We start from the raw sequence: 23,542 nt of genomic DNA on the forward strand, positions 1-23,542 counted from the left end.
TAGCTGAACGTCGTGCTGAGCCTGTCGAAGCATCTCTACCGTGCACCTAATCAATGCTTTTGCAACGAAGCGGTAGAGATGCTTCGACAGGCTCAGCATGACGTTCTTTCTTGTTCCGCATGACTGTTCCGGCTTCCGTTCCCGATTCTGCCCCGCATCCCGCCGTTCCTCCCATTTCGCTCGCGCCCCCCCCACGGCGCTCGGGCAAGCGGACGCGGCGGGTGCGGGGTATTATTTTTTTGAAGGATGTGGCCGGGCTTTCGCTCACGGCCTTTGGCGGCCCGCAGGCGCACCTGGCCATGTTTTTCCGGCTCCTGGTAGAGAAGCGGCGCTACATTACGGCTGCCGAGCTGCTGGAGCTGCAGGCGCTGTGCGCGCTGCTGCCGGGCCCTACTTCCACGCAAACCATTACCGTTATCGGTTTTCGGCTGGGCGGGCCCAACCTGGCCTACCTCACGCTGCTGGTATGGATGCTGCCCGCCGTGACGCTGATGACGCTGGCCGCCCTCACCCTCAGTCGCCTCGACCCTGCGCGGGTAGCGGCGCTGGTGCAATTCGTGCAGCCGGTGGCGGTGGGCTTCGTGGCGTTTTCGGCCTACAAAATTTCGGAGAAGGTTATTCATACCAAAACTTCGGTGGCGCTGCTGGTGGCGGCGGCCATGCTGGCCTACTTCTTTCAGCTGCCCTGGATGCTGCCGCTGCTGCTGCTGGCCGGCGGGGCCGTGACCACGGTGCGCTACCGCAAACACGCCATTGTGCAGGAAAAAAAGCCGCTGCGCGTGGAGTGGGCCAATTTTTTTCTGTGGTTTGGCACGCTGGCCGGGGCGGCGGCGCTGGGCCATTTCACGCAGTGGCTGCCGGTGCGGCTGTTCGAGAATTTCTACCGCAACGGCTCGCTGGTGTTTGGTGGCGGGCAGGTGCTGGCCCCGTTGCTCTACACCGAGTTCGTGCAGTTTAAGCATTACCTCACGGGGCCCGAGTTTCTGTCGGGGCTCGGGCTGGTGCAGGCCATGCCGGGGCCCAATTTTTCGATTGCAGCCTACATCGGGGCACTGGCCATGCGGCCTGCGGGCGGTACCGGCCTGCAGATACTGGGGGCGCTGGTGGGCGCGGCGGGTATTTTCCTGCCCGGTACGTTCCTTATCTTTTTCGTCATCCGCTTCTGGGACCGGCTGCGGCAGTACCGCGTGGTGCAGGCTTCACTGGAGGGCATCAACGCCGTGAGCGCGGGGCTGGTGTGCGCGGCCACGTTCCTGCTCTATCACCCGCTGCCCGACCGGCTGCTGGCGCTGCCCTTTCACCTGGGCCCCATCCATAGCCTGCCGCTGAACCCGCTGCTGGTGGGCGTCACGTTTCTGCTGCTCCTCTGGGAAAAGGTGCCGAGCGTGGCCATTGTTGCGGCCGCGCTGCTGGCGGGGGCTTTAATCAATTGATAATTAATAATTTATTTCTTGCGCAAACGTATAGCTTACCAGCTCCAGAGGGGCGGCACATCGGTAGTAAGTGCCCGGTAAATAGTAACAAAAGCCCCGTAGGAGCGACACTCGCTTGAATGACAGCTGAGCGCTGTCTATGCGAGGCTTAAATTATGATTGACAGTGCTTCATCGCTAAGTAGTCGCGCAAAAGTAACCGTAGCAATAAAGGCGGCCATGCTTCATCTGGCGTCCACTTGTCGAATCATCTCTACCGCAGTAGTAATCCAGGCAGATGAGTTAGTTACACGGTAGAGATGCTTCGACTTCGCTCAGCATGACGTTCTAAAATCAATATGCTTATTTATGTACAACTACCTGATATGTAATAGTTTGTCAGTAATTATGTTGTATGGATTTCAACCACTGATTACTCGTCGCTTACTTGCGCGGTAGCGATGCTTCGCCTGCGCGGACGCCAAATGAGCATGCCTTTACCGCGCCGCCAGGTATGCCTCCCGCGCCTGCTGCAGCTCGGCCACCAGCCCGGCGCGCTGGGCCAGCAGGGCCTTGCCCACAGCCGGTGCCCGGCGGAACAGCCGCGCCGCCCGCAGCCGCCGCAGCCGCGCCGAAAGCGTGCTCCAATAGCTCAGGGCGTAGAAGCCGGTGACGGGCAGGCTCAGGCCGTAGAACAGCGTAAGGCGCCAGTCGTGCGTGAGCCAGTGCTGCACGGCGGCAATTTGCAGGGCGTAGGCCAGCGGGAAGGTAATCATGCCCACTACCAGCATGATGGGGGCCACAAACTCCGCCTCTTTGGTGGCGCGCTTGGCCACGGCCGAAGGCAGGATGTAGGGCAAATAGTTGTTCAGCACGCCATAAAGCCACACCGGCGCGCCCAGCACCAGATTTAGCAGGCCCGCGATGGAGCCGCGTCGCTGGTCGTCGAGGGCTTCGTCGTTGAGGCCGTGGCGGCGTAGCTCGGTCAGGTAGCTTTCGAAGCGGCCCCGGGCCTCGGCCAGCCGCTCGGGAAACTGCTGCTCGGCCCAGGACAGCGCCTGGAGCAGCGTGCGGCTAAGCTGAAAGTTGTCGTAGAGCGTGTCGGGGTCGTCGTCGGGGTTGAGATGGTCGCCGAAGGTGCGCTCAATCTGCTGCACGAAGGCATCATCGGCCGCGTCGCGGCTGATGACGAGCCGGCGCTCCAGGGCCACCCGAATGGCTTCGGTGAGCTGGTCGGCGGCTTCGTCGGGGTCGCGGGCGTAGGCGGCGGCGTAGTCGGCCACGTTGATGGGCGGGGCCACGTTCAGCAGCACATCCGAGCGAAACTTGCTGGGGTCGAAGTAATTGGTGGCTACCGGCACCACTTTCAGGCCCAGCTTGAAGCCGTGGCGGGCTTCGGCCCCGAGCGCAATGCGGGCCGCGCCGGTTTTGAGCGGCCGCAGGCGGCGCTCGCTCACGCTGGTGCCTTCTGGGAAAATCATGATGGTGCCGCCCTGGCCCAGGTAGTCGTAGCAGCGGCCGAAGCTGGCCTCATTCTGAGCGGCGCGCTCCTCGGGCGTGGCTACGCCGCCGGTGCCGGTATCCTGCGCCCGATAAATGGGAATGGAGTTGCCCGACTGCATGATGGCGCGCACGACGGGATTGCCAAAAAACGTGCTCTTCGCCAGAAAGGCGATGGGCTGGCGGCGGTTCACGGCGGCCAGCAGCGGGTCCATCAGGGTGTTGGGGTGGTTGCCGGCCAGTAGCAGCGGGCCGGGCAGGTGCATCCGTTCGGGGTGCCGCACCTCAATGCGGCGGAAAAACACGCGTAACGCCACCTGCACCAGCGGCTTCATCACAGTATAAAAGAGCATGGGGCGGCATACGTAAGGCCCCGAAGATAGGCCGAACCGGCCGCGCCGCCACCCCCGAAAAGCAAGCCGCCGCCCCTGGCAGAGGGGCGGCGGCGGCGGGATGACTGATAATGGGGGCGCTTATTTCCTGCGTTTTTCGGCTTTTTCCTTCGCTTTAGCCTTGGCTTCGGCGATTTTTTCTTTGGCTTTGACCTTTCTTTCCGCTTCGGCTTCCATCTTCTTGCGCTTGCCGGGGTGCAGGGCATCGAAGAGCTGAATTTTGGCGATGCTGTCGGCGGCCATAATATCGGTTCGCGAAGTGACACGGCCGGTGAGTGACACCAGGTCGCCCTCCTTCATCTGGGCAGTCGTGCCATCGGTGGCCGTTACCACGCCGGCCGGGGTGATAACCGTGCCATTAATCAGTTTTTTATCGGTTACGAGCGGGTTACTGATGCCCAGCTCGGTGAGGACCACGCGGCCCTTTTGCATGGAGAGGCCGTCTTTTACACCTTCAGCTTTTGCCGCTGCTACGCGGGGCTTGGGTAGTACCCGGCCGGGGCGCGGGGCCTGGGCCTGGGCGGCAAAGCTGCCAAGCAGCAGCAGGAGGAGTGAGGCGCGTATGATGAGGGTGGGTTTCATGGAAAAGTCTAAAACAGAAATCGAAAATAACAGTGCTATGAGCTTTGAAAGAGCAAGTTAAGGCTTTGGTTGCATATTGCCACTGCTGCCGAAAACATGGTAGTGCAAAATCGGGGCCATACTTATCCGGGCTTTGAAATCAACTTTTGCGCAGTTAGTTCCGTTCAACCAAGCAGTAAGCGTCGTGGCAGATACCACAAGGTGACGGATGCGTACGTAGGCCAACCCGCTATCGGTTGGCGTAAAAATAGTCCGTTTGCGTATAGTCGCATTCTTATCTATAAATTTCTGTATCAAGTGGACTACAAAGACTACTACAAATTGCTGGGCCTGGAGAAAAACGCTACGCCCGAGCAAATCAAAAAAGCCTACCGCAAGCTGGCCCGCCAGCACCATCCCGACGTGAACCCCGATGACAAGGGGGCGGAGCAGAAATTTAAGGAAATTAACGAGGCCAATGAGGTCCTGAGCGACCCCGAGAAGCGGAAGAAGTACGACCAGTTTGGGGCCGACTGGCAGCGCTACCAGCAGCAGCCCGGCAGCAGTGCAGGGCGCGCCGGCCAGCCCGGCGGCGGCTTCGACTGGAGCCAGTACACCCAGGGGCAGGGCGGCGGCGGCGGCAACCCGTTTGGCGAAGGCGAGGACTTTTCAGATTTCTTCGGCTCGCTCTTCGGCAATACGGGCGGCGGCGGGCGCACCAGCCGCCCCGGCGCGGGCTCCGACTACCAGGCCGAGCTGGACCTGAGCCTGGAGGAAGCCTACCAGGGCGGCCCGCGCACCATCACGGTAAATGGCAAGAACCTGCGCCTGACCATCGCACCCGGCGTGGCCGACGGCCAGACAATTCGGCTGCGCGACCAGGGTGGCCCCGGCCGCAACGGAGGGCCCAACGGCGCGCTGCTCATCAGCTTCCGCATCCGGCCCGATGCCCGCTACGTGCGCACCGGCGACGACCTGACGCAGGACGTGCCCGTGAGTATGTACAAAGCCCTGCTCGGCGGCGAACAAACCGTAAAAACGCTCAGCGGCCCGGTTAAAATCAAGCTCAAGCCCGAAACGGCCAATGGCACCCGCCTGCGCCTGCGCGGCAAAGGCTTCCCGGTGTATAAGAAAGACGGCCAGTTCGGCGACCTCTATCTGCGCCTGACCCTGGCGCTGCCCCAAAACCTGACCGACCAGGAAAAAGAATTGATTCAGCAGCTAGCCGCGTTGCGGGCCGAAGCCTAACCAATAAATCCGCTACCCATGGAGATGCACGTCCTTACCCTCACGTTTCAGGAATGCTCGGCCCGCTATGGGCTGGCCCCGGCCGCGCTGCACGAATTTCTGCAGGCCGGCTTGCTGCGCCCCGCGCCCGCGCCCGAAACCGTTATCGTTGATGAGCCCGACGACCTGCCGCGCCTGGCCCGCCTGCATCACGAGCTGGGGCTGGCCCCCGAGGCGCTCGACATCATCCTGGCCATGCGCCAGCGGCTGGTGCGCCTGCAAGCCAACCTGGCCCGCGAAACTGCCCGCGCCCGCCAGCTGGAAAACTTTCTGCTGGGAGGGGGAGAAGTGCTGGAAGTATGAATAGCAAAGGGAACCCGCTTCACTCGTAAGATGCCGAAGACCTGGACGAACCATTCACGATTGAAAAACAGGGGTTTAGATGCCGGGGGCTGGAATGGCGACGGACTTGCGCAGACCACAGGGCCAGTGGCCGGCGTGGTGATTTGGCGGAGCCAAAGCCGCAGTAGTGGTGTTCACGAAACTCATCCCAACATTGCTTTTCGTGAACGAGCAATGGTAAACTGGTTTTTTAAACTTCTTCGTCCGTGCAGTGCCTTTTTGGGTTTTGGTATCAGGTAAGTTGTTGCTAGTAGTTTAGACAAACGAGAGCTTTGGAGGAGGAAGAGCCGGCGTGCCAAATGGCCGTGGGGGTTGACGTGTTCATGGGGCACACCGCCGAAAAAACCAGATAAAAAGCGGGTAGAATTGAAGCAATAGAAGAATCTTTCTTGGCCTTGCCCCACCAGGCCCGGGATAGGACTAACGGGACGGCGGCGCTGACTATATTCGTCGGGTTAAGAGGTGTTTTATCAGCCGATTATCGTCGAATTGCCTTTTTTTGTTTCGATTCGGCCCGCGTTCTGCCGCTGCTTCAGTTGCACTAAACCCTTATTCCACTCCACCGGTCCCGCCCCATGAATGACTGCTACTTTTTTCGCCGACTGCTTCCGTTCATCGGCTTGGTCTCGCTTCTTACTATAGGTGCTGCGCAGGCCCAGGGGCTCGGTTCCCCCGGTCCCGATAGCGTGCGCCTCATGCAGCAAGTCGCGCTCGACAGCGTCCTGGTCGCTCCCGTGGCCGTGGACACCAAAGAGTGGCTGTTGCTCAACAAGGACATCCAAACCGAACTGGATGGGGCGGTGCACAACCTCTACAATTTCAAGTTTGACAAGGCCGAGCGCCAGTTTCGCTCGCTGCGCCGCCGCTACCCCGAGCACCCGATGCCATACTTCTTGATGGGGCTAAGCACGTGGTGGAAAATCATGCCCTCCAACACGCACAACGAGCAGTATGACCAGACCTTTTACGCCTACCTGGACACGGCCATCGTGAAGGCCCAGCGGATGTACGATGCTGACGAGCACAACTACGAGGCGAGCTTCTTTTTGGCCGCTGCCTATGGCTTTGATGCCCGCCTGCACGCCGAGCGCAAGGACTGGCGCAAGGCCACGGTGAGCAGCAAACGCTCGCTGACCTACCTGAAAAAGAGCCGCGAAGCCAACGGCCTGAGCCCCGAGTTTGCGTTCGGAGAAGGCCTGTTTAATTACTACTCGGTCTGGATTGCCGAAGAGTACCCGTTCCTGCGCCCCATCCTGCTGTTCTTCCCCAAGGGCGACAAACAAAAGGGCCTGGCGCAACTCCAAACCGTGGCCCGCCAGGGCTTTTACACCGGCACCGAGGCCCGCTTTTTCCAGATGCGGATTATGGCCAGCGAGCGGGAGAATAAAACGGAGGAAGCCATCCTGACCTCCCGGGACCTGGTGCGGGAGTTTCCCGACAACGCCTGTTTTGCCCGCTCCTTCGCCAACCATGCTTTTATCGAGGGCCAGATGGCCGAGTGCGAGCAGGCCAGCCGCGACATTCTCACCAAGCTGGGCCAGGGCCTGCCCGGCTACGAGGGCTTTAGCGGCCGCGTGGCGGCCTACTACCTGGGCTATGTGATGCAGAACCGCTACCGCGACTACGCCAAGGCCAAGGACTTCTACCAGCGCTGCCTGGTGTTCTGCGAGTCGGTGCAGCAGACCAAGGGGGGTTACTACCTGTTTTCGCTGTCCAACCTGGGCCGCCTGGCCGCGGCCAACCGCGACGTGACCGAGGCCCGCCGCTACTTTGAACAGGTGCTCGGCCAGGCGGAGCGCAAGTCCGAGTTGTATAAGGAGGCCCGCACCTACCTGAGCAAACACCCGGCAACGGCCGCCATCATTCCGGCCAGTCACTTGGCGTTGAGCAGCCTGTAACTGCTTCCCCAACCACAGAAGTAGTACCAGCATTACTGCCCGGGCTTCTTTTGTAGCAGCGGCGGCGCGGGCGGTAGACCACCCGCAATCCTGCACGAGTTATCCGCTTCGCAGCCCGACCGGGCGGCTTATCTAGCCCGGGAGCCCGGCACGGCCACATGGAGTACTACTCTATGTATCGTGTAAACGCGTTCATTTTATTAAAGAACCCCTTTTAGCAAAAGGGTGGTTAAAAAAGCACCGTTCCTTTTTACATAATGCAACTCACAAAGCATCGCGTGAAAAGCGGGACTATAGCTGCCCTTCAAACGGGCTCCTATTTGCCAGTGAACCCAGTGTATTAAGGTGCTTACGCTACGGCCAGCGCCAGCAGCAGGCCCGCCAACGTGGCGGCCAGCTTGGGCCAGTTGAGGCGGTGCTCGGGGCTGGTTTCGAACAGAATGGTGGTGGATACGTGCAGGAAGTTGCCGGCCACCAGCCCCAATAGGGCCGCGTACCAGCCGCTGCTCAGCAGCTGGCTCAGCACCACGTAGTTGCTGATGACGATGCCCACCGGCGAGGCCAGCGCGAAAATCAGCAGGCCCGGCCACACCCGCCGGAAGCTGCCCAGCCGCAGCCGCAGCAGTGTAGCCAGCGCAAACGCCGCCGGCATGTGGTGCAGCGCCACGCCCACCACAATGGCGTAAAAATTCTGGCTGACCTGGCCCACCTCGGGGCTGTGCACCAAAATGCTGCCTTCCAGAAACGAATGCACGACCAGCGCCGCCAACAGCAGAAACGGTACCCGGCCCACGCCCTCGTGCGGGTTGTGGGCCGCCTCGTGGTGCACGTGGCCGTGCTCGATGCCCTGCGAAAGCACTTCCAGCAGCAGCTGGCCGAAAAAGCCCGCCAGCACCCAGTAGCCCACGCGCGCGGGGTGTTCGGGCAGCAGCTGGAGCGCCTCGGGCAGGATGTGCGTAACCGTGAGGGTGAACAGATACGCCCCGCTAAACGCCAGCAGCGGCTTCAGCCACTGCCCGCCTCGTGCCACGGGCACCCAGGCCGCCGCCGCGCCCGCACCCAGCACTGTCAGCAGCAGCAAAAAGATGGCAAAACCCATACAGAAGGAAAGGGGAATGAGGAACGAGAGATGAAGAATGACAAATGGTTCGGATATGCGTCCATTTCAAGTGCTTCAGCCCTCTTCCCTCATTCCAGAATGAAGCAAAGCGGCAGCTCTGCGACCGCCAACCGGCGGGCAAAGCTGCCACTTACGAGGGAAACCAGCCGGGAAAAATGCGCCGGTTAGCGCTGAATCTGGTGGCCGTTTTCAGCCGTGTCGGCCTGGGCCGACTTGCCCGCGTCGTTCAGCTTGCCGCGCTTGCGCATGCCTTCCTCAGCATTGGCCGAAATGGCCGACTCGGCGGTGGGCGCTACTTTACTGGTGGCCTGGCCCTGGGTCTCGGCAATGGCCTCCTGCATCACCGGAGAGTTGATGTTCTCGACGGAGCCGTTCGGTATTTCGTGGTCGTAGTCTTGGCTGTCGCGGGTGCCGGGGGCCACCAGGTCAACCGATACTTTTTCGTCGGGGCGCCAGTCGGAAGGCTCACTGCTGCACGAGGTCAGGGCCAGCGTAGCGGCGGCAAGGGCTAGCAATAGGGTGGAGGTCGATTTCATCGATGTAAAATTAGCAGAGGTTAAAATTTAGGCAGTAGGCGCGCCGGCTTCGGCGGGCAGCAGGTTTTTGCGGCGCAGCATGGCCTCAAACAAACGGCGGTCGTTGTCGGCGCTGAAGATTTTATACGGCAAATGTAGAAACACCGGCACGTCGAACGTGCGCGCCAGCCACAAGCGCCAGGCGGCTGTGTTCTCGGGAGGCGTGCCGGGCTTCAGGTACAGAACGTAGGCATCGAGGTCGCGGCGGGCGCGGCCAATCATGTCCCAGGTCAGCTGCATGGCCTTGCCCTCCTTGTCGGGACCCACGCGCAGCAAAATCTGCTTGTTGTCCATCTCGAACGCCATGCGCTCAAACAGCGGCTTGCTCTGCTCCATCTGCGTCACGCCCGTTACCTGCGCCGAGCGGAACAGCACGAACAGAATGGTGAGCACCACGGCCAGCGCAATCCACCACCACGAAGGCACGAAAATGGCCGGAAGCAGCCCCAGCGCAAACGGGATGAGGGCGTACACCCAATCTTTTTTCCAAACTTCGCCCATCACCATCTTGGTGTAGGCATCGGTGGTGAGCTGCGATTTTTTGGTGCGGATGGCCAGCGACGGAGCCTGCTGGCTCTGGCGGAAGCCGCCGCCGCCGCCGCGTTGGTTGGGTTGGTTCATCTTTAGGGATTAATGGTTAATGGTTAACGATTAATGAAAAAGGGGACTTGGGAACAACCGTTGAAGTTGTGCTGACAGCCAACCATTAACCATTAATAATTAACCATTGATTAAAATGCTTTCAAGCTTAAATCGAGGCTTTTGACGGAGTGCGTGAGTGCGCCTACCGAGATGTAATCGACGCCGGTGCGGGCCACTTCGCCGATGGTTTGCTCGGTGATGCCGCCGCTGGCTTCGGTGGAAAAGCGGCCGGCAATGAGCGCCACGGCTTCGCGCAGCTGCTCGGGCGGCATGTTGTCGAGCATAATGCGGTCGATGCCGCCGGCATCGAGGGCCTGCTGCACTTCGGCCAGCGAGCGGGTTTCGATTTCGATGGGCAGCTGCAGGCCTTTCTCCTGCAGGTAGGCGTGGGTTGCGGCAATGGCCGCCCCAATGCTGCCGGCATAGTCAACGTGGTTATCCTTGAGAATAATCATGTCGAACAGCCCGTAGCGGTGGTTCACGCCACCGCCAATCAGCACGGCCCACTTCTCACAGAGGCGGAAGTTGGGCGTGGTTTTGCGGGTGTCGAGCAGCTTGGCGCGGGTGCCGGCCAGCAGCGTGTTCAGGTGGGCGGTGTAGGTGGCAATGCCGCTCATGCGCTGCATGCAGTTGAGCACCAGCCGCTCGGCCGTGAGGATGCTGCGGGCCGGGCCCTCTACGGTGAAGGCGATGTCGCCGTGCTTCACGCGGGTGCCGTCGGTCAGCAGCGGGGTCATGGTCAGGGCCGAGTCCACTTCGGCGAAGATGAGCGGGGCCAGGGCCATGCCGGCTAGCACGCCATTGCCCTTCACCAGCAGGTGGGCGCGGTTGCGGGCCGCGGCCGGAATAGCAGCCAGGGCCGAATGGTCGCCGTCGCCCACGTCCTCGGCCAAGGCCGTGCGGATGAAGGTTGTCAGCGCCTCGGGGGTGAGGTAGGGAGCAGGAGGAGTTTGCACGGCGCAAAGGTACGGCCCCTGCGGCGGCGGCGAAAGCCGGGCCGGCCGGGGCCGTAGGGGAATTAGCGGAATAAGAAAAGGGCACCCAAAAAGAACGTCATGCTGAGCGCAGCCGAAGCATCTCTGCCGCGCAACGCAATCCTGTCGATTGAATTACTGCTGCACGCGAGATGCCTCGGCTACGCTCGGCCTGACGTTACTTGTTCTTCCGGTTAGCAAGGCGCTACCAAATCACCACCCGTGTCGAATCGGGGCGGTAAAGCTTCTGGCCGGGCTTGATGCCGAAGGCTTCGTAGAAGGCCGGCACGTCGGCCATGGGGCCGTTCACGCGGTACTGGGCGGGCGAGTGCACATCGGTGAGCAGCTGGTTGGCCAGGCTCTGGTCGCGCACATGCATCTGCCAGCCCAGGGCGTAGCCCAGGAAGTAGCGCTGCACGGGCGTGAGGCCGTTGATTTTTTTGCCTTCCTGGTACTGCTTGGTTTTCTTGAAAGCATCGAGGCCAATAACGATGCCGCCGAGGTCGGCAATGTTTTCGCCGGCGGTGGCCTTGCCGTTAATGTGCAGCGAATCGAGCAGGGTGTAGCCGTTGAACTGCTTCACGATGCCATTCACCCGCTCGTTGAAGCGCTTGCGGTCGTCCTTGCTCCACCACTCGTGCAGGTTGCCGTGGGCGTCGTACTGGCTGCCCTCGTCGTCGAAGCCATGGGTGAGCTCGTGGCCGATGGTGCTGGCCCCGGCGTAGCCGTACACCAGCGCGTCGTCGGCGTCGGCATCGAGCAGGCCGGGAATGGCGAAGGCCGCCGCTGGCAGCACAATCTCATTGTTCGAGCCGTTGTAGTAGGCGTTATAGGTTTGGGGCGTCATGCCCCACTCGGTGCGGTCCACGGGTTTGCCCAGCTTGTTGAGCTCGTAGTTATACTGCCACTCGTTGGCGCGCATCACGTTGGCGGCCAGCGAGCTGCGGTCGATGGTCAGGGCCGAGTAGTCTTTCCACTTATCGGGGTAGCCCACTTTGGGGGTGATTTTGTGGAGCTTATCCAGGGCCACTACTTTGGTGGGCGCGCTCATCCAGTCTACTTTCTGAATGTGGTCGGCGAAGGCAGCCACCACGTTTTTCACCAGCGTGTCGTAGCGGGCTTTGGCTTCGGGCTTGAAATATTCCTTCACGAACAGCTGGCCCAGCGCGTCGCCAAGGGCACTTTCCTGCATGTCAAGCATCCGCTTCCAGCGGGGGCGTATCGCAGTAGCCCCGCGCAGCACCGTGCTGTAGAAATGGAAGTTCTCGGCCACGAATGGCTGGCTGAGCACGGGGGCGAACTGCGCCATCTTCCAGGTGAGGTAGGCTTTCCAATCGGGCAGGGGCTTCGTTTTCAGCAGCTGCCCAACCGTCTGATAAAACTCGGGCTGGCGTACGATGACGGTGTCGATGTGGGCAATGCCCATCTGGCCAAACCAGGTTTTCCAGTCGATGCCCGGCGTCAGCCTATCGAGCTGCGCAATGGTCATCTTGTGATAATTTTTATAAGGGTCGCGCAAGTCTTCCAGCTTTCGCGACGACTTGGCCAAGGTGGTTTCGAGCGCCATCACGCGCGCCGCATTCGTGTTAGCGGTAGTCGAGTCCTCGCCCAGCAGCTCAAACGTGTTGGCGATGTGGCGCACGTAAGCACGACGAATGTTCTTGGTGCGGGTATCGGTGTTGAAGTAATAGTCGCGGTTGGGTAGGCCCAGCCCCGCCTGGTGCAGATAAAGGGCCATTTTATCGCTGTTCTTATCATCTTGTCCTACCCGGAGGCCAATCAGCGCATTTAATTCCAGCTTGATTTCCTGCGCAACAATCCCGGGTACTTCGGCCACGGTTTTCATCGCCGCGATGCGGTCGAGCACGGGCTTAATGGGGGAGTAGCCCAGCTTATCAGCCTTCACCGAATCCATGGCTACGGCCCAGAAATCGCCGATTTTCTGCTGGTTACTGCCGGCGGTGGCTTGGGCTGCCGCCGCCTCGATGCTGGTCTGGCGCAAGCGTGCGTACACCTCATCCTGCACCTTTTTGCCAATGCCCATATTGCTTTCGGAGGCCGGAATGGGATTGTTCTTAATCCAGGTGCCGTTGGCATAGGAGAAAAAATCGTCGCCGGGGGCTACCGTCGTATCGAGGGCGGCATGCAGAATGTCGGGCTGGCCGTCGGTAGTACCGGCCGTTTTCAGGGAATTGGAAGGGCAGCCGGTGAGGGCCGCGCCCAGCAGGGGCAGCAGCAGAAAATGTTTTTTCATGCGGAGAGGGGGAAAGAGTGTAGCATGGGGCGAATATCGGCACTGGGTATCTGGCATAGACCAGCGCTTGCACCAATGGTTGCCCAGCGGCCGGGTGAGAAGCCTCAAGCCGAAGCCTGATTTGGGCAAGCAGTGCGCAGCCAATTACGCACCGGGGCCGAAATTGTCGGAGGGAAGCCGACCGGGGAATCATTTGATATAATAATGCGGATAAAAAATTGTGTATGATTGCAAATAAGTTGTATATTTAGTTTCTAATAGGTTTGCCTGGTCTTTTAACCGGGTTTCGCCATTGCAGAGGCTGTAGCGGCAATAGGTTGCTGCTCACTCTTTATTCCAATGCCATGCAAGCGTCCACCCCATCGATTCTCAAAGGGAAAGTTTCGCGTCCTGCCATGATTGAGCTGGGCGTGGCCGATGCCGCGCAGCTCACCAAAACCAAAACCTTTTACGAGGCGCTGCTGAGCGAAAAGAAGTATCCGTACCCTCTCCTGACGGACATGTCCCTGCTATGCGTGGTAACGGCCGATGGGAGCACCCATACCACCATCTATTGGGAGGTGCCGGGCAATGGGGTCGAACTAAAGAGCGTGTACGACGACCTGATTGAGTACCACGGCTGCGGTGGAGTGAAGCCGCCGCACAAGCCACCCAAGGAAATGATGATTAAAGGGGACCTCGAACTTGCCACGCTGGCCGATGCCGCAGGGAATGTGTTCGGGCTGATGATAAACCCGTCGTACCCCTTTGTGCGATGAAAATGTGCTGAGCTGTAATCGCACCGGATAACGTTCTCAAATGCTTGTAATAAAGTGATACATGATAAAAATAAATAAAGTATCGATTGCCGGATTTATGCTGGCGATAAGCTGCCTCACATGGTCCTGTCACCGCTATGCAGAATTTACGCAGGAATCCAGCTCTGTTCGTACCGCAGCAAGCGGTATTGCAGCAAACAGCATCGCCGCAAACGCTATTACCAACCGCATAGCCTTGATAGAATACCGATACCCTGACTCGGTTACCTGCAAGCTTGCAGCCGCTAATTATTATCTGGGGCTCGGCAACTCTGGGACTCCAACACGACTATTGAACTCGCCGCTCACATACTCTTTTCGCAAGCCCAGCAGTGGGTTGATAGCGGCAAAAGAAGTTCGATTTACCGTCATCGGCTCGGCGTTTCAGGAGATAGATTATTGTGAGGTGAAAAAAAAGGCTTTTCTGCCTACGGACATTACCAATGAAAAGGAATTGAAAGATGTGATTAAAGAATTGGAAAACGATGGTGCAGTTGCGACCGAGCCGATAAAATCGGATAATGAATCCGTAAATGGAAAAAATCATGGCGTGTGGTGCTTAGTTTGACGAAACCAGTAGGCGCGAAAAAGTTGGCCCTGCCAGACACGTTCGGGCTAATTATCAACCCTCCTTACCCGTGAGATAGCCAACATGGGCATCCAGAATGGCGCTTAAATAGCTAGAGGCGTTGCCACGAGCCTGATATGAAGCGAGGATTATTGACATTGTTACTGATATCGGGATGTGGGCTGATGCCGTCTGCTACTGCCCAAACGCGCCTGGCCGATAGCCTGCGCGCGTTACTTGCTGCCCATCCAACCCCCGATACCACCCGCGTACGTCGCCTACAGGCCCTGAGTGGCGAGTTACTGTTGATTGATGCTCCACAATCAACGCTCATTCTGGAGCGGGCGCTAGCGCTGAGCCGGCAGTTGCGCGATTCTATAAGTCTGGGGCAAGAACTGCTGGGACCCGGCACGCGCTACCGCCGCCGGGCCGACTACGCCGGGGCTGGGCGCTACACCAAAGAAGCACAGGCGCTGTTCATGCGCCGCCACGACAACGCCGGCCTGGCCAAAACCTTCGTGCAGTGGAGCTTTATTGCCACCGAGCAGGAAAAGCCGCTGGAGTCGTTGCGGGCGGCCCTGCAAGGACTGCCCTACGCTGAGCGGGCTGGCGACCGTGTGGCCCAGACCTACCTACAGGTGGCGCTGGGTGGAGTGTATGTCCAGATGGGCAACTATCATGAGGCCATTCAGGTGCTGCATCCCGCTTTGCGGAGCGCGAATAGTCTGGATGATAAATACATGCGAGCGGCGGCGTCGAACCTATTGGGCAACGCCTACCATAAGCTGCACGACTGGCCCAAAGCCCAGCAATACCTGCGCCGCTCGGTAGTGCTGAACCGCAAAATCGGCGACAATCAAAGTGCCCTCATCGACGAAATCAACCTGTCGGAACTGTATGCCGCGCAGCACCAGCTGCCGCTGGCCATGGCCTACGCCCAGCGCGCGCGCAGCGAAGCCCTGACCACCCACGACATTTTTAACCAGCCCCCGGCCGAGCTCGCCGTGGCCCGGGCCTACCTGCTACTGGGTTACCCCGACAGCGCCCTGCTGCTGGCGCGCCACGCCTTCGCCCTGAGCCATGGTACCCGCAGCAACGAGAACATGCGCAACGCCAGCGACATTCTGGCCCGGGCCTTCGCCCAGCAGGGCCAGTATGCCAACGCTTACCATTACCAGGCACTGTGGGCCGCCTACCGCGACTCGGTGTCGGGTGAGCTCACCCAGCAGCGAACCAGCGCGCTCCGCTACGGCTACGAACTCGACAAGAAGCAGGACCAGATTGCGCTGCTCACGCAAACCCGCGAGTTGCAGGCCCAAAAAGCTTACCGCCAGCGCCAGGAGATGCACGCCCTGCTGGCCGGGCTGGCTGGGCTGCTGCTGCTGGCCGGTTTGCTGGCCCGCAACATTTTCCTGAAACAGCGCGCTAATCGCAATCTGAATGAGAAAAATGAGGAAATCGCTATGCAGCGCGACCGCCTCAACCAGACCCTGACGAAACTGAAGACCACTCAGAACCAGTTGGTGCAGAGCGAGAAAATGGTGGCGCTGGCGGCCCTTACCTCCGGCGTAGCCCACGAGATGCAGAACCCGCTCAACTTCGTGAACAACTTCGCCGAGGTGAGCCTGGAGCTGGTGAATGAGCTCGAAGAAGAGCACCAACAGCCCGTCCCCAATGCCGGTCTCACCACCGAGCTGCTGGCCGACTTGCGGCAGAACCTGCTCAAAATAAACCAGCACGGCGACCGGGCCTCGGGCATCGTGAAGGGAATGCTCGAACACGCCCACGCCGACCCCGGCCAGTGCCAGCCCGTGAACCTCAACAGCATGGCCCAGGAATACCTGCGCCTGGCTTATCACACGCTGCAAGCCAAGCATCAAAATTTCGAAGTAGCCCGCCGCTTCGACCTCGACCCGGCCCTGGGGCTGCTGCAGGTGGTGCCGCAGGAGCTGGGCCGGGTGCTGCTCAACCTGTTCAGCAACGCCTTTTATGCGGTGCACGAGAAGGCGGCGCTGCTGGGACCGGAGTACACGCCCTCGGTGAGGGTACGCACCCGGCGCGTCAGCGGGGCGGTGGAGCTGCACGTGCGCGACAACGGCCCGGGCATTCCCCCGGGGGTGATGGACAAGATTTTCGACCCTTTCTTCACCACTAAGCCGCCCGGCGAAGGCACCGGCCTGGGCCTGTGGCTCACCTACGATATTGTAACCAAGGGCTACGGCGGTTCCCTCACGGTACGCTCCGAAATCGGAGCCTTCACCGAGTTCGTTGTGACGCTGCCCCAGGACCAGCGCGTGCCGGTGGAGGCGTCGGAGCTGGCCGAGGCGGAAGGGGATTAAGTTGAACGAGGCGGACCCCGGTTGTGGCGGTATGCCTGTCCAGGTACGACACCGCGCCCGCATGCAGGGGCTTCGCAACTGCTCTGCTACGGCTATTTTGTGGTCAGAGGCGACTCTTAAACCAATCTTTTAAGCAAGAATATATGTCAGCTACCGGCTGGGCCGACGTTCAGCTGGTAGCCGGTCGTTTGGAGCAAGATGCCGGGCAAAGTATGCCACTGGCCAGGTCGGCGGCTTGAATAACAAGACGCCAGGAGGGGGAGAGCAGGGACGAAACCGCGTTATCCCGCCGCCGCTACAAGTAGTCCAGCACCTGCGTAGCCGCCCATTGCCCAGACTCGATGGCCCCATCCAGCCGGCCCCATTCGCTGGTGGATGTTTCGGCCCCGGCCCAATAGAGCCGGCCCTCCCAGTAAGGCTGGCGCAGCTGGTCGGGCCCCCGCAGGGGAATCTGGTCGGGGAACTGTTCATCGCCGGGAATACTGGTCAGCGGCTCCTGGCTCCAGTCCAGCTCGTGATAGGCCAGCGGCTTGAGGGCGGCCGGGCCGAACAACCGGCCCAGCTGCTGTACCACGGCCGCCTGTCGTTGCGCGAGTGGCGCATTGCGCAGCGGGTGCATCGGCGCAAGAAAGCCGAATAAGGCCCCCAGCGGGCCGGTTGCCGGGGAGGCATCGTGGATTTCGCCCAGTGGCCCCACCTGGCTGGCCCCAAACCCGGACCAGCCGTCTGCCCGCCAAAAGGGCGTGGCATACACGGCCACCACCTTCATCGAGTAAGCCATCCAGGTGGGTACTGCCCGCATTACCTGCTGCAGGGCCGGCGGCAAATCCGGCGTGAAGCGCAGGCTGTGCGCCGCCAGGCGCGGGGGCAGCGCCACGATAACAGCCGAACCCCGGTAGGTGCGCGGGGCATCCTCCTGCAAAAGCGCTACCGTAACATCGGTATGGCCGGCCGGGGCGCATAGCTGCGTTACCCGCGCATTGAGCAGCAAACTGCCCGCCGGCAACTGCCGGGCCAGCGTGCGGCAAAGGGCGGCCGCCCCACCCGGCAGGCGCAGGTAGCCCGTTGAGCCCGAAGGATGATTCGGCAGACGGTGCGTTTCGGTAGCCGTCTCGTACGCCGTGGCACCGGTGCTGGGCTGCGCGAAGGGCTGCAGTCCCAATTCCCGGTATAAATCCATGAGGTAGGGGTGGTGCGACCACCCCCAGGTGGCACCCAGGTCCAGTCCTTCCCCGTCTGGCGAGCCGGGCAGCGCGGGCACGGCCAGGGTGCGCCCGCCCACCCGGTCGCGGGCTTCGACTACCAGCACCGGGCGGCCGGCCGCGAGCAGGGCATGGGCCGCCGTGAGGCCCGCCAGGCCGGCACCAATGATAATGACCGGGAGCGCTGGTGCCGGGGCTGTCAACGATTCTTCTTCCAAGGGAGTCTGTTTTATTTGCAAAGGTCGCTAACCAGACCCGGTGGCCGGCCAGCCGGCCACCGGGTCTGCTACCGAGAGCCTTATCAATGAAAGCAGCTTAGTGCTGTTGAGCAAGGGATATGGTCATAAGTAGCGACAGTATATTTTGCGGGCTGGACAAAGTCAGCCGAAAAATAACTTCAAAGATTGTCCAGTTGGCTACCTGCGCGTCGATGTATGTTCAGGCCGTTATCATTTCCCACTCCCATGACGCTCCGTTTACTGATTTTGCTCAATTTCGCCGCTGCTGCTTACCTCACTGGTCTCATCTGGACGGTACAGGTGGTGCACTACCCCAGCTTTGGGCTGGTACCGAAGGCGGCGTGGGCGGCCTACCACGCGGCCCACACCAGGCGCATGAGCTACGTGGTGCTGGCTCCCATGGTGCTGGAGCTGGGCCTCGCCGTCTGGCTGGCCTGGGCCGGGCGCACGGCGCTGCCCGGCGGAGCCGGCTGGTGGAGCCTAGCCTTAGTAGGCCTGATTTGGGCCGTCACGTTCTTCATCTCGGTGCCCTTCCACAACCGCCTCGAAACCGGGTTCGACTACATCGCCATCGACGGCCTGACCCGCACCAACTGGCTGCGCACGCTGGCCTGGACGGCCCGGGCGGCGCTGCTGGGCTGGCTGCTGGTGTAGCCTCCCAGGCGGGCTGCCGGGTGGTAGCTTTAGCCGCATGAAGCCACTGCTCCTGTGTCTGCTGCTGCTAAGCTTCCCGGGTTGGGCCCAAGGCCCTGCCGGGTACGACCCTGCCGGCAGCCCAGGGCCAGCCGTTACCGTCGAAGTCAGCCGCACGCACTGCCTGGTGCGATTCGTGGAAACGGTTGCTGGCAATGGCCGCAGCCACGTTGGCTCGCGCTGGGCCTTTGAACACAGCCGCTTCAACACGCCGGAAGCCCGGCGCTGGCTCCGGCGCTACCGCGCCCTCGACCACGAGCCCGCGTTCGAGCGTGCCGGCTACCCGGCTGGCCGCGTGGGCGCTAGCGGCTCTACCGCGCCCGGCTACCTGGCCGCCAGCGCCGATGCCCGCGACCTGCCCGACCTGCTGCGCCGCACCGGGGGGCTGCTGCCCAACGAAGTACTGATGAGCCTCGACAGCGTGTACCGCTACTTCGAGCCGGCTTTCGATACGCTGGCCTGGCAGCCGCACGCCGCCGGCCTGGTTCGTGCGCAAACGGCCTACGCGCAGTTTTTGGCCGAGCGCCAGCTGATGCGGGAGTTTGGACAGCTGCGCATCTTCTACGGCAGCGTATGGCCCGATGCGCTACCGTACAGGGTGCTGCTCAACCCGCAGCTGACGCCCGGTATCGGCTTCAGCAACAAAGCCTCGGTGAGTGGCAACGTGGTGCTGCTGAACTGTTCGCCGGACTCGCGCGATTTTATCAGCGGCAGCACCGTGATGTTTCACGAGATGTGCCACTCGCTTTCGGTGCAGCAGCGACTGGGCCTGCAGCAGCAGCTCGAAGGCTGGTACCTGAATAGCGCCTCCCCCAACCGCCGCTACGCCTACAACCTGATGGAAGAAGCACTGGCGACGGCCGCCGGCGAGTGGATGCACGCCTGCCAAACCGGCCATCCCCCAATCGGCAAGTGGTACGAAGACGAATACATCGACCGCTACGCCAAGGCGCTCTACCCCCTGGTGGCCAGCTACACCAGGCGTGGCCAAGCCATCGACAGTGCCTTCGTGGCGCGGGCCATCCGCAGCTTCGATACCGCCTTTCCGCAGGCCGCGACCGACTACGGCAACCTCTTCCGCAACGCCTTATACTGGACCGATGCCGAGGATGCGGACCACGCCGCGCAGCCGTTTCGCGACCGGTTCAACAGCACCATCTACATCGTGGCGTCACCGATTACTCATTCGACTCAGGCGCTGGCGGCGGCCATCAGCGGCGAACAGCTGCCGGTCATCCTCGTCACGCAGCGGCACGCGGCTACGCTGGAGTACTTGCGCCAGCACTTGCCGGCGCTCCACGGGTTCCGGCTGCGTCCCGAGCATAGTTTCATGTTGAGCACCACGGGGCCAAATGGGCCGGTTATCCTGGTAAACGTGCACGACCTAACGCAACTCACCGTTGCTGCGCAGGTGCTGGAAAAGCAAGGGCACATGAACCTGAAGCAGCCGCTGGTGCTGCTGAAATAGTTGTAAACAGGCACGCTCATCTGGCGTACACGCAGGGAAGCACCTTATCACGGTCGAACGATTTGTTCAAGCGTAATAAGGTGCTTCCTTGTATTCAGCGTGACAGGCCGCCCGCGCTACATCACCGCCCGCTCTTCTCCCGTGTGGCCTTGAACTCCGAACCGTCTTTCCACTTCGGAAAGGTGGTTTCGCCGGCCAGTTTCTGGCCCACGCGGAACATCAGGCGGGCATCTTCGGCCGCGCCGCGCAGGTCCCAGGCGGGGTCGTATTGGTCGGCGGGCTGGTGGTAGGCTTTCTCCTCGAAGTCCTTGCGCTGCTTTTCGGCGAAGGCCTTGCCGTGCAGTCGGCTGTCGAACTGCCCGCTGGCGTAGAGCGCCGGAATGCCCACTTTGGCGAAGCTGAAGTGGTCGGAGCGATAGAAGCTGCCCGTTTCGGAGTGCTGGAAGGGGATGACGTAGCGGTTCTGCTCCTTGGCGGCGGCACGGGCGTAGTCGTCCAGCTCCGACTGGCCATAGCCCACGATGGTCACATCGCGCATCGGCCCGAAGGCCAGCAGCTCGTCCATGTTGATGTCGGCCACCGTGTTTTTCACCGGGAACAGCGGGTGCTGGGCGTAGTAGTCGGAGCCCAGCAGGCCCTGCTCCTCGCCGGTCACGGCCAGAAACACGATGCTGCGCTGCGGCTTCTCCTGCGCCTGCTTGAAGGCCGTGGCAATGGCCAGCAGGCCAGCGCAGCCGCTGGCGTTGTCGAGCGCGCCGTTGTAAATCGAGTCGCCGGCAATGGCTTTGCCCACGCCCAGGTGGTCCCAGTGCGCCGAATAGATGATGTACTCCTTCGGGCGGGTAGTGCCGGGCAGCACGGCTACCACGTTTTTCGAAGTCTTGCGCGTGATTTTGTTGTGGATGGTGGTGCTAATGCTCAGGCCCAGCGCCTTGCCTTTAAAGCCGCGCTGATTGGCAGCGGTGTAGGCTTCGTTGTAATTCTGGCCAGCGGCCGTGAAGAGGCGCTTGGCCGCATCCAGCGTCATCCAGCCCTCCAGGGCCACTTTGCTGGCCCCGTGGTCGGGCGTTTGGGGGTGCAGCTTGGCCCCGCCGTTGCTGCTCTGCACCACCGTCCAGGGGTAGGAGGCCGGTTTGGTGTCGTGAATGATGAGCAGGCCGGTGGCACCGTGGCGCGCGGCCTCCTCGTACTTGTAGCCCCAGCGGCCGTAGTACGTCATGGCCTTGCCCTTGAACATCGTGGTGTCGTTGCCCGCGTTGCCGGGGTCGTTGATGAGCACTACCACCGTCTTACCCTTCACGTCGAGGCCGGCGTAGTCGTCCCATTGGTACTCGGGGGCCGTCACGCCGTAGCCGGCAAACACCAGCGGCGAATTCTTGATGTCGACCACCGGCTTTTCCTGCTCGGTCAGGAACATAAAGTCATCGCGGTATTTCAGGCGCAGGGTTTTGCCGTTGCCCGTCACCGTGGCAATCGAGTCGGGCTTGCCCGCGATTTCTACCAGCGGCACTGCCTGGAAGTACGAGCCATTCGCGCCGGGCTGCAGGCCCAGCTTCTTAAATTCCGAAGCCAGATAAGCCGTGGCTTTCTCCTCGCCCGCCGTGAACGGCCGCCGGCCCTGGTACTCATCCGAAGCCAGCACCTTGATGTGCTGCGCGATGAGCGCGGGCGTGATGCCGTCGTTGGGGGCCGCTACGCTGGCCGTGTCGGTGGGGGCCGCTTCGGTATCGGCGGTAGTTTTAGCCGTTTCCGACCTTTTGCCTTGGCAGGCTGCCAGCAGCAGGCCCATGGCGGCCGGCACCAGCCAGCCACGTACTATTGATAATCGCATCCGTACAGAGAGTTACCCCCGGCCGCGACGCCGGAGCTGCCTACAGCCGGGCAAAATGCTCGGCCGCAATCCGCGCGCCTTCATCGGTGCAGATGCCGCGAATGTAGTACAGGAAGATGCTACGGAAAACTTCGGCTGGGCTAAACCGCTCGGGCGGGAAAGTCAGCGGGTTCAGCATCATGTTCAGCTGCTCCAGAATAATCTTGGTCACGAGCTGAATGTTGATATCGGAGCGGAACAGCTTGGCCCGGATGCCGTCGTTGAGCAGCTGTTGCAGCTGCGGAGCCGAGTACGTATTGAGGTGGTCGAGCACCGCCTCCCAGGTTTGGGAGTAGCCGGTCTGTAACTCGCCATAGAAGGTGCCTGATACCTTCATCAAATCGCGCAGACCCAGGCGCAATAGGCCATAAAGTCGCTCAACGGCCGTGGTAAACTCCGCGTACAGCTCCGTGTGCTCCCGCTTTTGCCGCTCAAGGTCGGCCAGCATGGCGTGGTGCACCAGCAACTCCCGGCTCGGAAACTGGGCCAGCAGGGCAGCGGAAGTCATGCCCAGGGCAGCCGCCAGCTTGGTATCGGTGGCGGCAGCCAGACCATGCAGATAAAAAACGGGCATGGCACCTTCTAATGAGGCTGGCAAAGGCGTAAAATCGGGCATAGGTACTGTAATGGAAATAATAGCGCTACGGGGTGCGGCTGCCAGACAATTTTGGCGCAGTCGTGGTTCAACGCCCGAATTTATTTCAGCACGCCCAGTAAAAAGAAGAATAGCAGCTGCGTGAGGTATACTACCGGCACCAGTGGGTTGCGCTTGGCAAAGGTGGTGCGGTTGAACAGCATTTGCAGAATGCAGGCGAAGATAAACCAATCGCGGAAGTTCTGAAACGGTATCACGCCCGCCGACCAGTGCCAGAAGTCGAACTGCCCGGCCACGGGCTCCAGGCAGGCATCGAAGCCCACCATGAGGGCGGCGGCCAGCAGCGTGCGGACTAGCTCGCCCAGCGGCAGGTAGCGTACTAGCATGCCGCACAGGTAGGTGAGCACCAGCCAGTTCAGGCCAATCATGGGCGGCACTCCGCTAAAGGGCTGCTGGTTGAAAAGCTTGAAGCCCAGGGTGTCGCCGTAGGTATAGTGCCCGAACAGCTTGCCCGTGTTCACGCCCACGAACTCGGCCCCGAAACCCAGCAGCACTACCGTAAGGCAAAAGCCCCAGAAGCTGGCGTCGCGGCCCGGCTGAAACCACAGCAGCAGCAGCGCCGTGAGCCCGAGCGTGAGGGGGGTGAACCGCAGGTAGAAGCCCGGGTCGTGGGAAAAGGCCAGCCCCACGAAGCCCGTGACGTGGAACAGCAGTACCAATCCCTGGGCCACGCGCAGCCGGCGGGTACTGGCGGCCGCGAGCGGCTCGGTGTAATCAAGCATATGAAGGAATGAACGACGAACAATGAACGGTGA

20 protein-coding genes are annotated in these 23,542 nt (G+C 61.1%); 9 read left to right on the forward strand and 11 right to left on the reverse strand.

The window, feature by feature from the left end; genetic code table 11:
* The first annotated feature begins 119 nt into the window (after nt 1-119).
* Nucleotides 120-1,433, forward strand: coding sequence for a chromate efflux transporter (gene chrA / locus ABIB44_RS08140; RefSeq protein ID WP_354584142.1), 1,314 nt, complete (start codon nt 120-122; stop codon nt 1,431-1,433).
* Between the two features lie 475 nt (nt 1,434-1,908).
* Here the strand turns inward: chrA and ABIB44_RS08145 are convergent, their stop codons facing one another.
* Both ABIB44_RS08145 and ABIB44_RS08150 read right to left on the reverse strand, forming a co-directional pair.
* Nucleotides 1,909-3,264, reverse strand: coding sequence for a lysophospholipid acyltransferase family protein (locus ABIB44_RS08145; RefSeq protein WP_354584143.1), 1,356 nt, complete (start codon nt 3,262-3,264; stop codon nt 1,909-1,911).
* A gap of 120 nt (nt 3,265-3,384) precedes the next feature.
* Nucleotides 3,385-3,885 carry a DUF6799 domain-containing protein gene (locus tag ABIB44_RS08150; RefSeq protein WP_354584144.1) on the reverse strand — a complete coding sequence of 167 codons (501 nt, stop codon included), beginning with the start codon at nt 3,883-3,885 and terminating at the stop codon, nt 3,385-3,387.
* Between the two features lie 297 nt (nt 3,886-4,182).
* On the opposite strand from ABIB44_RS08150, the gene ABIB44_RS08155 reads away from it, so the two are divergent.
* The 3 genes from ABIB44_RS08155 (at nt 4,183) to ABIB44_RS08165 (ending at nt 7,391) form a co-directional block, all read left to right on the forward strand.
* Complete coding sequence (locus ABIB44_RS08155) at nt 4,183-5,112, forward strand: DnaJ C-terminal domain-containing protein (RefSeq protein ID WP_354584145.1); 930 nt, start codon at nt 4,183-4,185, stop codon at nt 5,110-5,112.
* 24 nt (nt 5,113-5,136) lie between these two features.
* The gene (locus ABIB44_RS08160; RefSeq protein ID WP_354584146.1) at nt 5,137-5,454 is read left to right on the forward strand and encodes a chaperone modulator CbpM; all 318 of its coding nucleotides are present in this window, start codon (nt 5,137-5,139) and stop codon (nt 5,452-5,454) included.
* Nucleotides 5,455-6,113: 659 nt separating this feature from the next.
* Entirely contained in the window at nt 6,114-7,391 is a 1,278-nt protein-coding gene (locus ABIB44_RS08165; RefSeq protein WP_354584147.1) for a tetratricopeptide repeat protein, read from the forward strand.
* A 349-nt stretch (nt 7,392-7,740) separates the two neighbouring features.
* On the opposite strand, the gene ABIB44_RS08170 is transcribed toward ABIB44_RS08165, so the two are convergent.
* The 5 genes from ABIB44_RS08170 to ABIB44_RS08190 form a co-directional block, all read right to left on the reverse strand.
* Nucleotides 7,741-8,490: a ZIP family metal transporter gene (locus ABIB44_RS08170; protein ID WP_354584148.1), complete on the reverse strand. Its 750-nt coding sequence runs from the start codon at nt 8,488-8,490 to the stop codon at nt 7,741-7,743.
* A gap of 185 nt (nt 8,491-8,675) precedes the next feature.
* Entirely contained in the window at nt 8,676-9,047 is a 372-nt protein-coding gene (locus ABIB44_RS08175) for a hypothetical protein (protein ID WP_354584149.1), read from the reverse strand.
* Between the two features lie 27 nt (nt 9,048-9,074).
* Nucleotides 9,075-9,707 carry a hypothetical protein gene (locus ABIB44_RS08180; RefSeq protein ID WP_354584150.1) on the reverse strand — a complete coding sequence of 211 codons (633 nt, stop codon included), beginning with the start codon at nt 9,705-9,707 and terminating at the stop codon, nt 9,075-9,077.
* A 110-nt stretch (nt 9,708-9,817) separates the two neighbouring features.
* Nucleotides 9,818-10,684: a carboxylating nicotinate-nucleotide diphosphorylase gene (nadC, locus tag ABIB44_RS08185; protein WP_354584151.1), complete on the reverse strand. Its 867-nt coding sequence runs from the start codon at nt 10,682-10,684 to the stop codon at nt 9,818-9,820.
* A gap of 223 nt (nt 10,685-10,907) precedes the next feature.
* Nucleotides 10,908-12,956, reverse strand: a complete 2,049-nt coding sequence (locus ABIB44_RS08190; protein ID WP_354584152.1) for a M13 family metallopeptidase — start codon at nt 12,954-12,956, stop codon at nt 10,908-10,910.
* Between the two features lie 344 nt (nt 12,957-13,300).
* Here ABIB44_RS08190 and ABIB44_RS08195 point away from each other — a divergent pair, with 344 nt between their 5' ends.
* The 3 genes from ABIB44_RS08195 (at nt 13,301) to ABIB44_RS08205 (ending at nt 16,660) form a co-directional block, all read left to right on the forward strand.
* Nucleotides 13,301-13,714 carry a VOC family protein gene (locus ABIB44_RS08195; protein WP_354584153.1) on the forward strand — a complete coding sequence of 138 codons (414 nt, stop codon included), beginning with the start codon at nt 13,301-13,303 and terminating at the stop codon, nt 13,712-13,714.
* Nucleotides 13,715-13,775: 61 nt separating this feature from the next.
* Nucleotides 13,776-14,321 carry a hypothetical protein gene (locus tag ABIB44_RS08200; RefSeq protein WP_354584154.1) on the forward strand — a complete coding sequence of 182 codons (546 nt, stop codon included), beginning with the start codon at nt 13,776-13,778 and terminating at the stop codon, nt 14,319-14,321.
* Between the two features lie 185 nt (nt 14,322-14,506).
* The gene (locus ABIB44_RS08205) at nt 14,507-16,660 is read left to right on the forward strand and encodes an ATP-binding protein (protein WP_354584155.1); all 2,154 of its coding nucleotides are present in this window, start codon (nt 14,507-14,509) and stop codon (nt 16,658-16,660) included.
* 295 nt (nt 16,661-16,955) lie between these two features.
* Here the strand turns inward: ABIB44_RS08205 and ABIB44_RS08210 are convergent, their stop codons facing one another.
* On the reverse strand, nt 16,956-18,080 hold the full coding sequence (locus ABIB44_RS08210; protein ID WP_354584156.1) for a flavin monoamine oxidase family protein: 1,125 nt from the start codon (nt 18,078-18,080) through the stop codon (nt 16,956-16,958).
* A gap of 246 nt (nt 18,081-18,326) precedes the next feature.
* Here ABIB44_RS08210 and ABIB44_RS08215 point away from each other — a divergent pair, with 246 nt between their 5' ends.
* Together ABIB44_RS08215 and ABIB44_RS08220 are read left to right on the forward strand one after the other, a co-directional pair.
* A complete protein-coding gene (locus tag ABIB44_RS08215) occupies nt 18,327-18,755 on the forward strand; it encodes a hypothetical protein (RefSeq protein ID WP_354584157.1) in 429 nt (142 codons plus the stop codon).
* Between the two features lie 37 nt (nt 18,756-18,792).
* Entirely contained in the window at nt 18,793-20,262 is a 1,470-nt protein-coding gene (locus tag ABIB44_RS08220; RefSeq protein WP_354584158.1) for a Rossmann-fold NAD(P)-binding domain-containing protein, read from the forward strand.
* A gap of 121 nt (nt 20,263-20,383) precedes the next feature.
* Here the strand turns inward: ABIB44_RS08220 and ABIB44_RS08225 are convergent, their stop codons facing one another.
* From ABIB44_RS08225 to ABIB44_RS08235, 3 genes are all read right to left on the reverse strand, one after another.
* Complete coding sequence (locus ABIB44_RS08225) at nt 20,384-22,093, reverse strand: M28 family metallopeptidase (protein WP_354584159.1); 1,710 nt, start codon at nt 22,091-22,093, stop codon at nt 20,384-20,386.
* A gap of 40 nt (nt 22,094-22,133) precedes the next feature.
* Nucleotides 22,134-22,706 carry a hypothetical protein gene (locus tag ABIB44_RS08230; RefSeq protein WP_354584160.1) on the reverse strand — a complete coding sequence of 191 codons (573 nt, stop codon included), beginning with the start codon at nt 22,704-22,706 and terminating at the stop codon, nt 22,134-22,136.
* Between the two features lie 122 nt (nt 22,707-22,828).
* Nucleotides 22,829-23,509: a carotenoid biosynthesis protein gene (locus ABIB44_RS08235; RefSeq protein WP_354584161.1), complete on the reverse strand. Its 681-nt coding sequence runs from the start codon at nt 23,507-23,509 to the stop codon at nt 22,829-22,831.
* Nucleotides 23,510-23,542 lie beyond the last annotated feature (33 nt).

The organism is Hymenobacter sp. UYCo722 (assembly GCF_040547115.1).
Lineage (GTDB): Bacteria > Bacteroidota > Bacteroidia > Cytophagales > Hymenobacteraceae > Hymenobacter.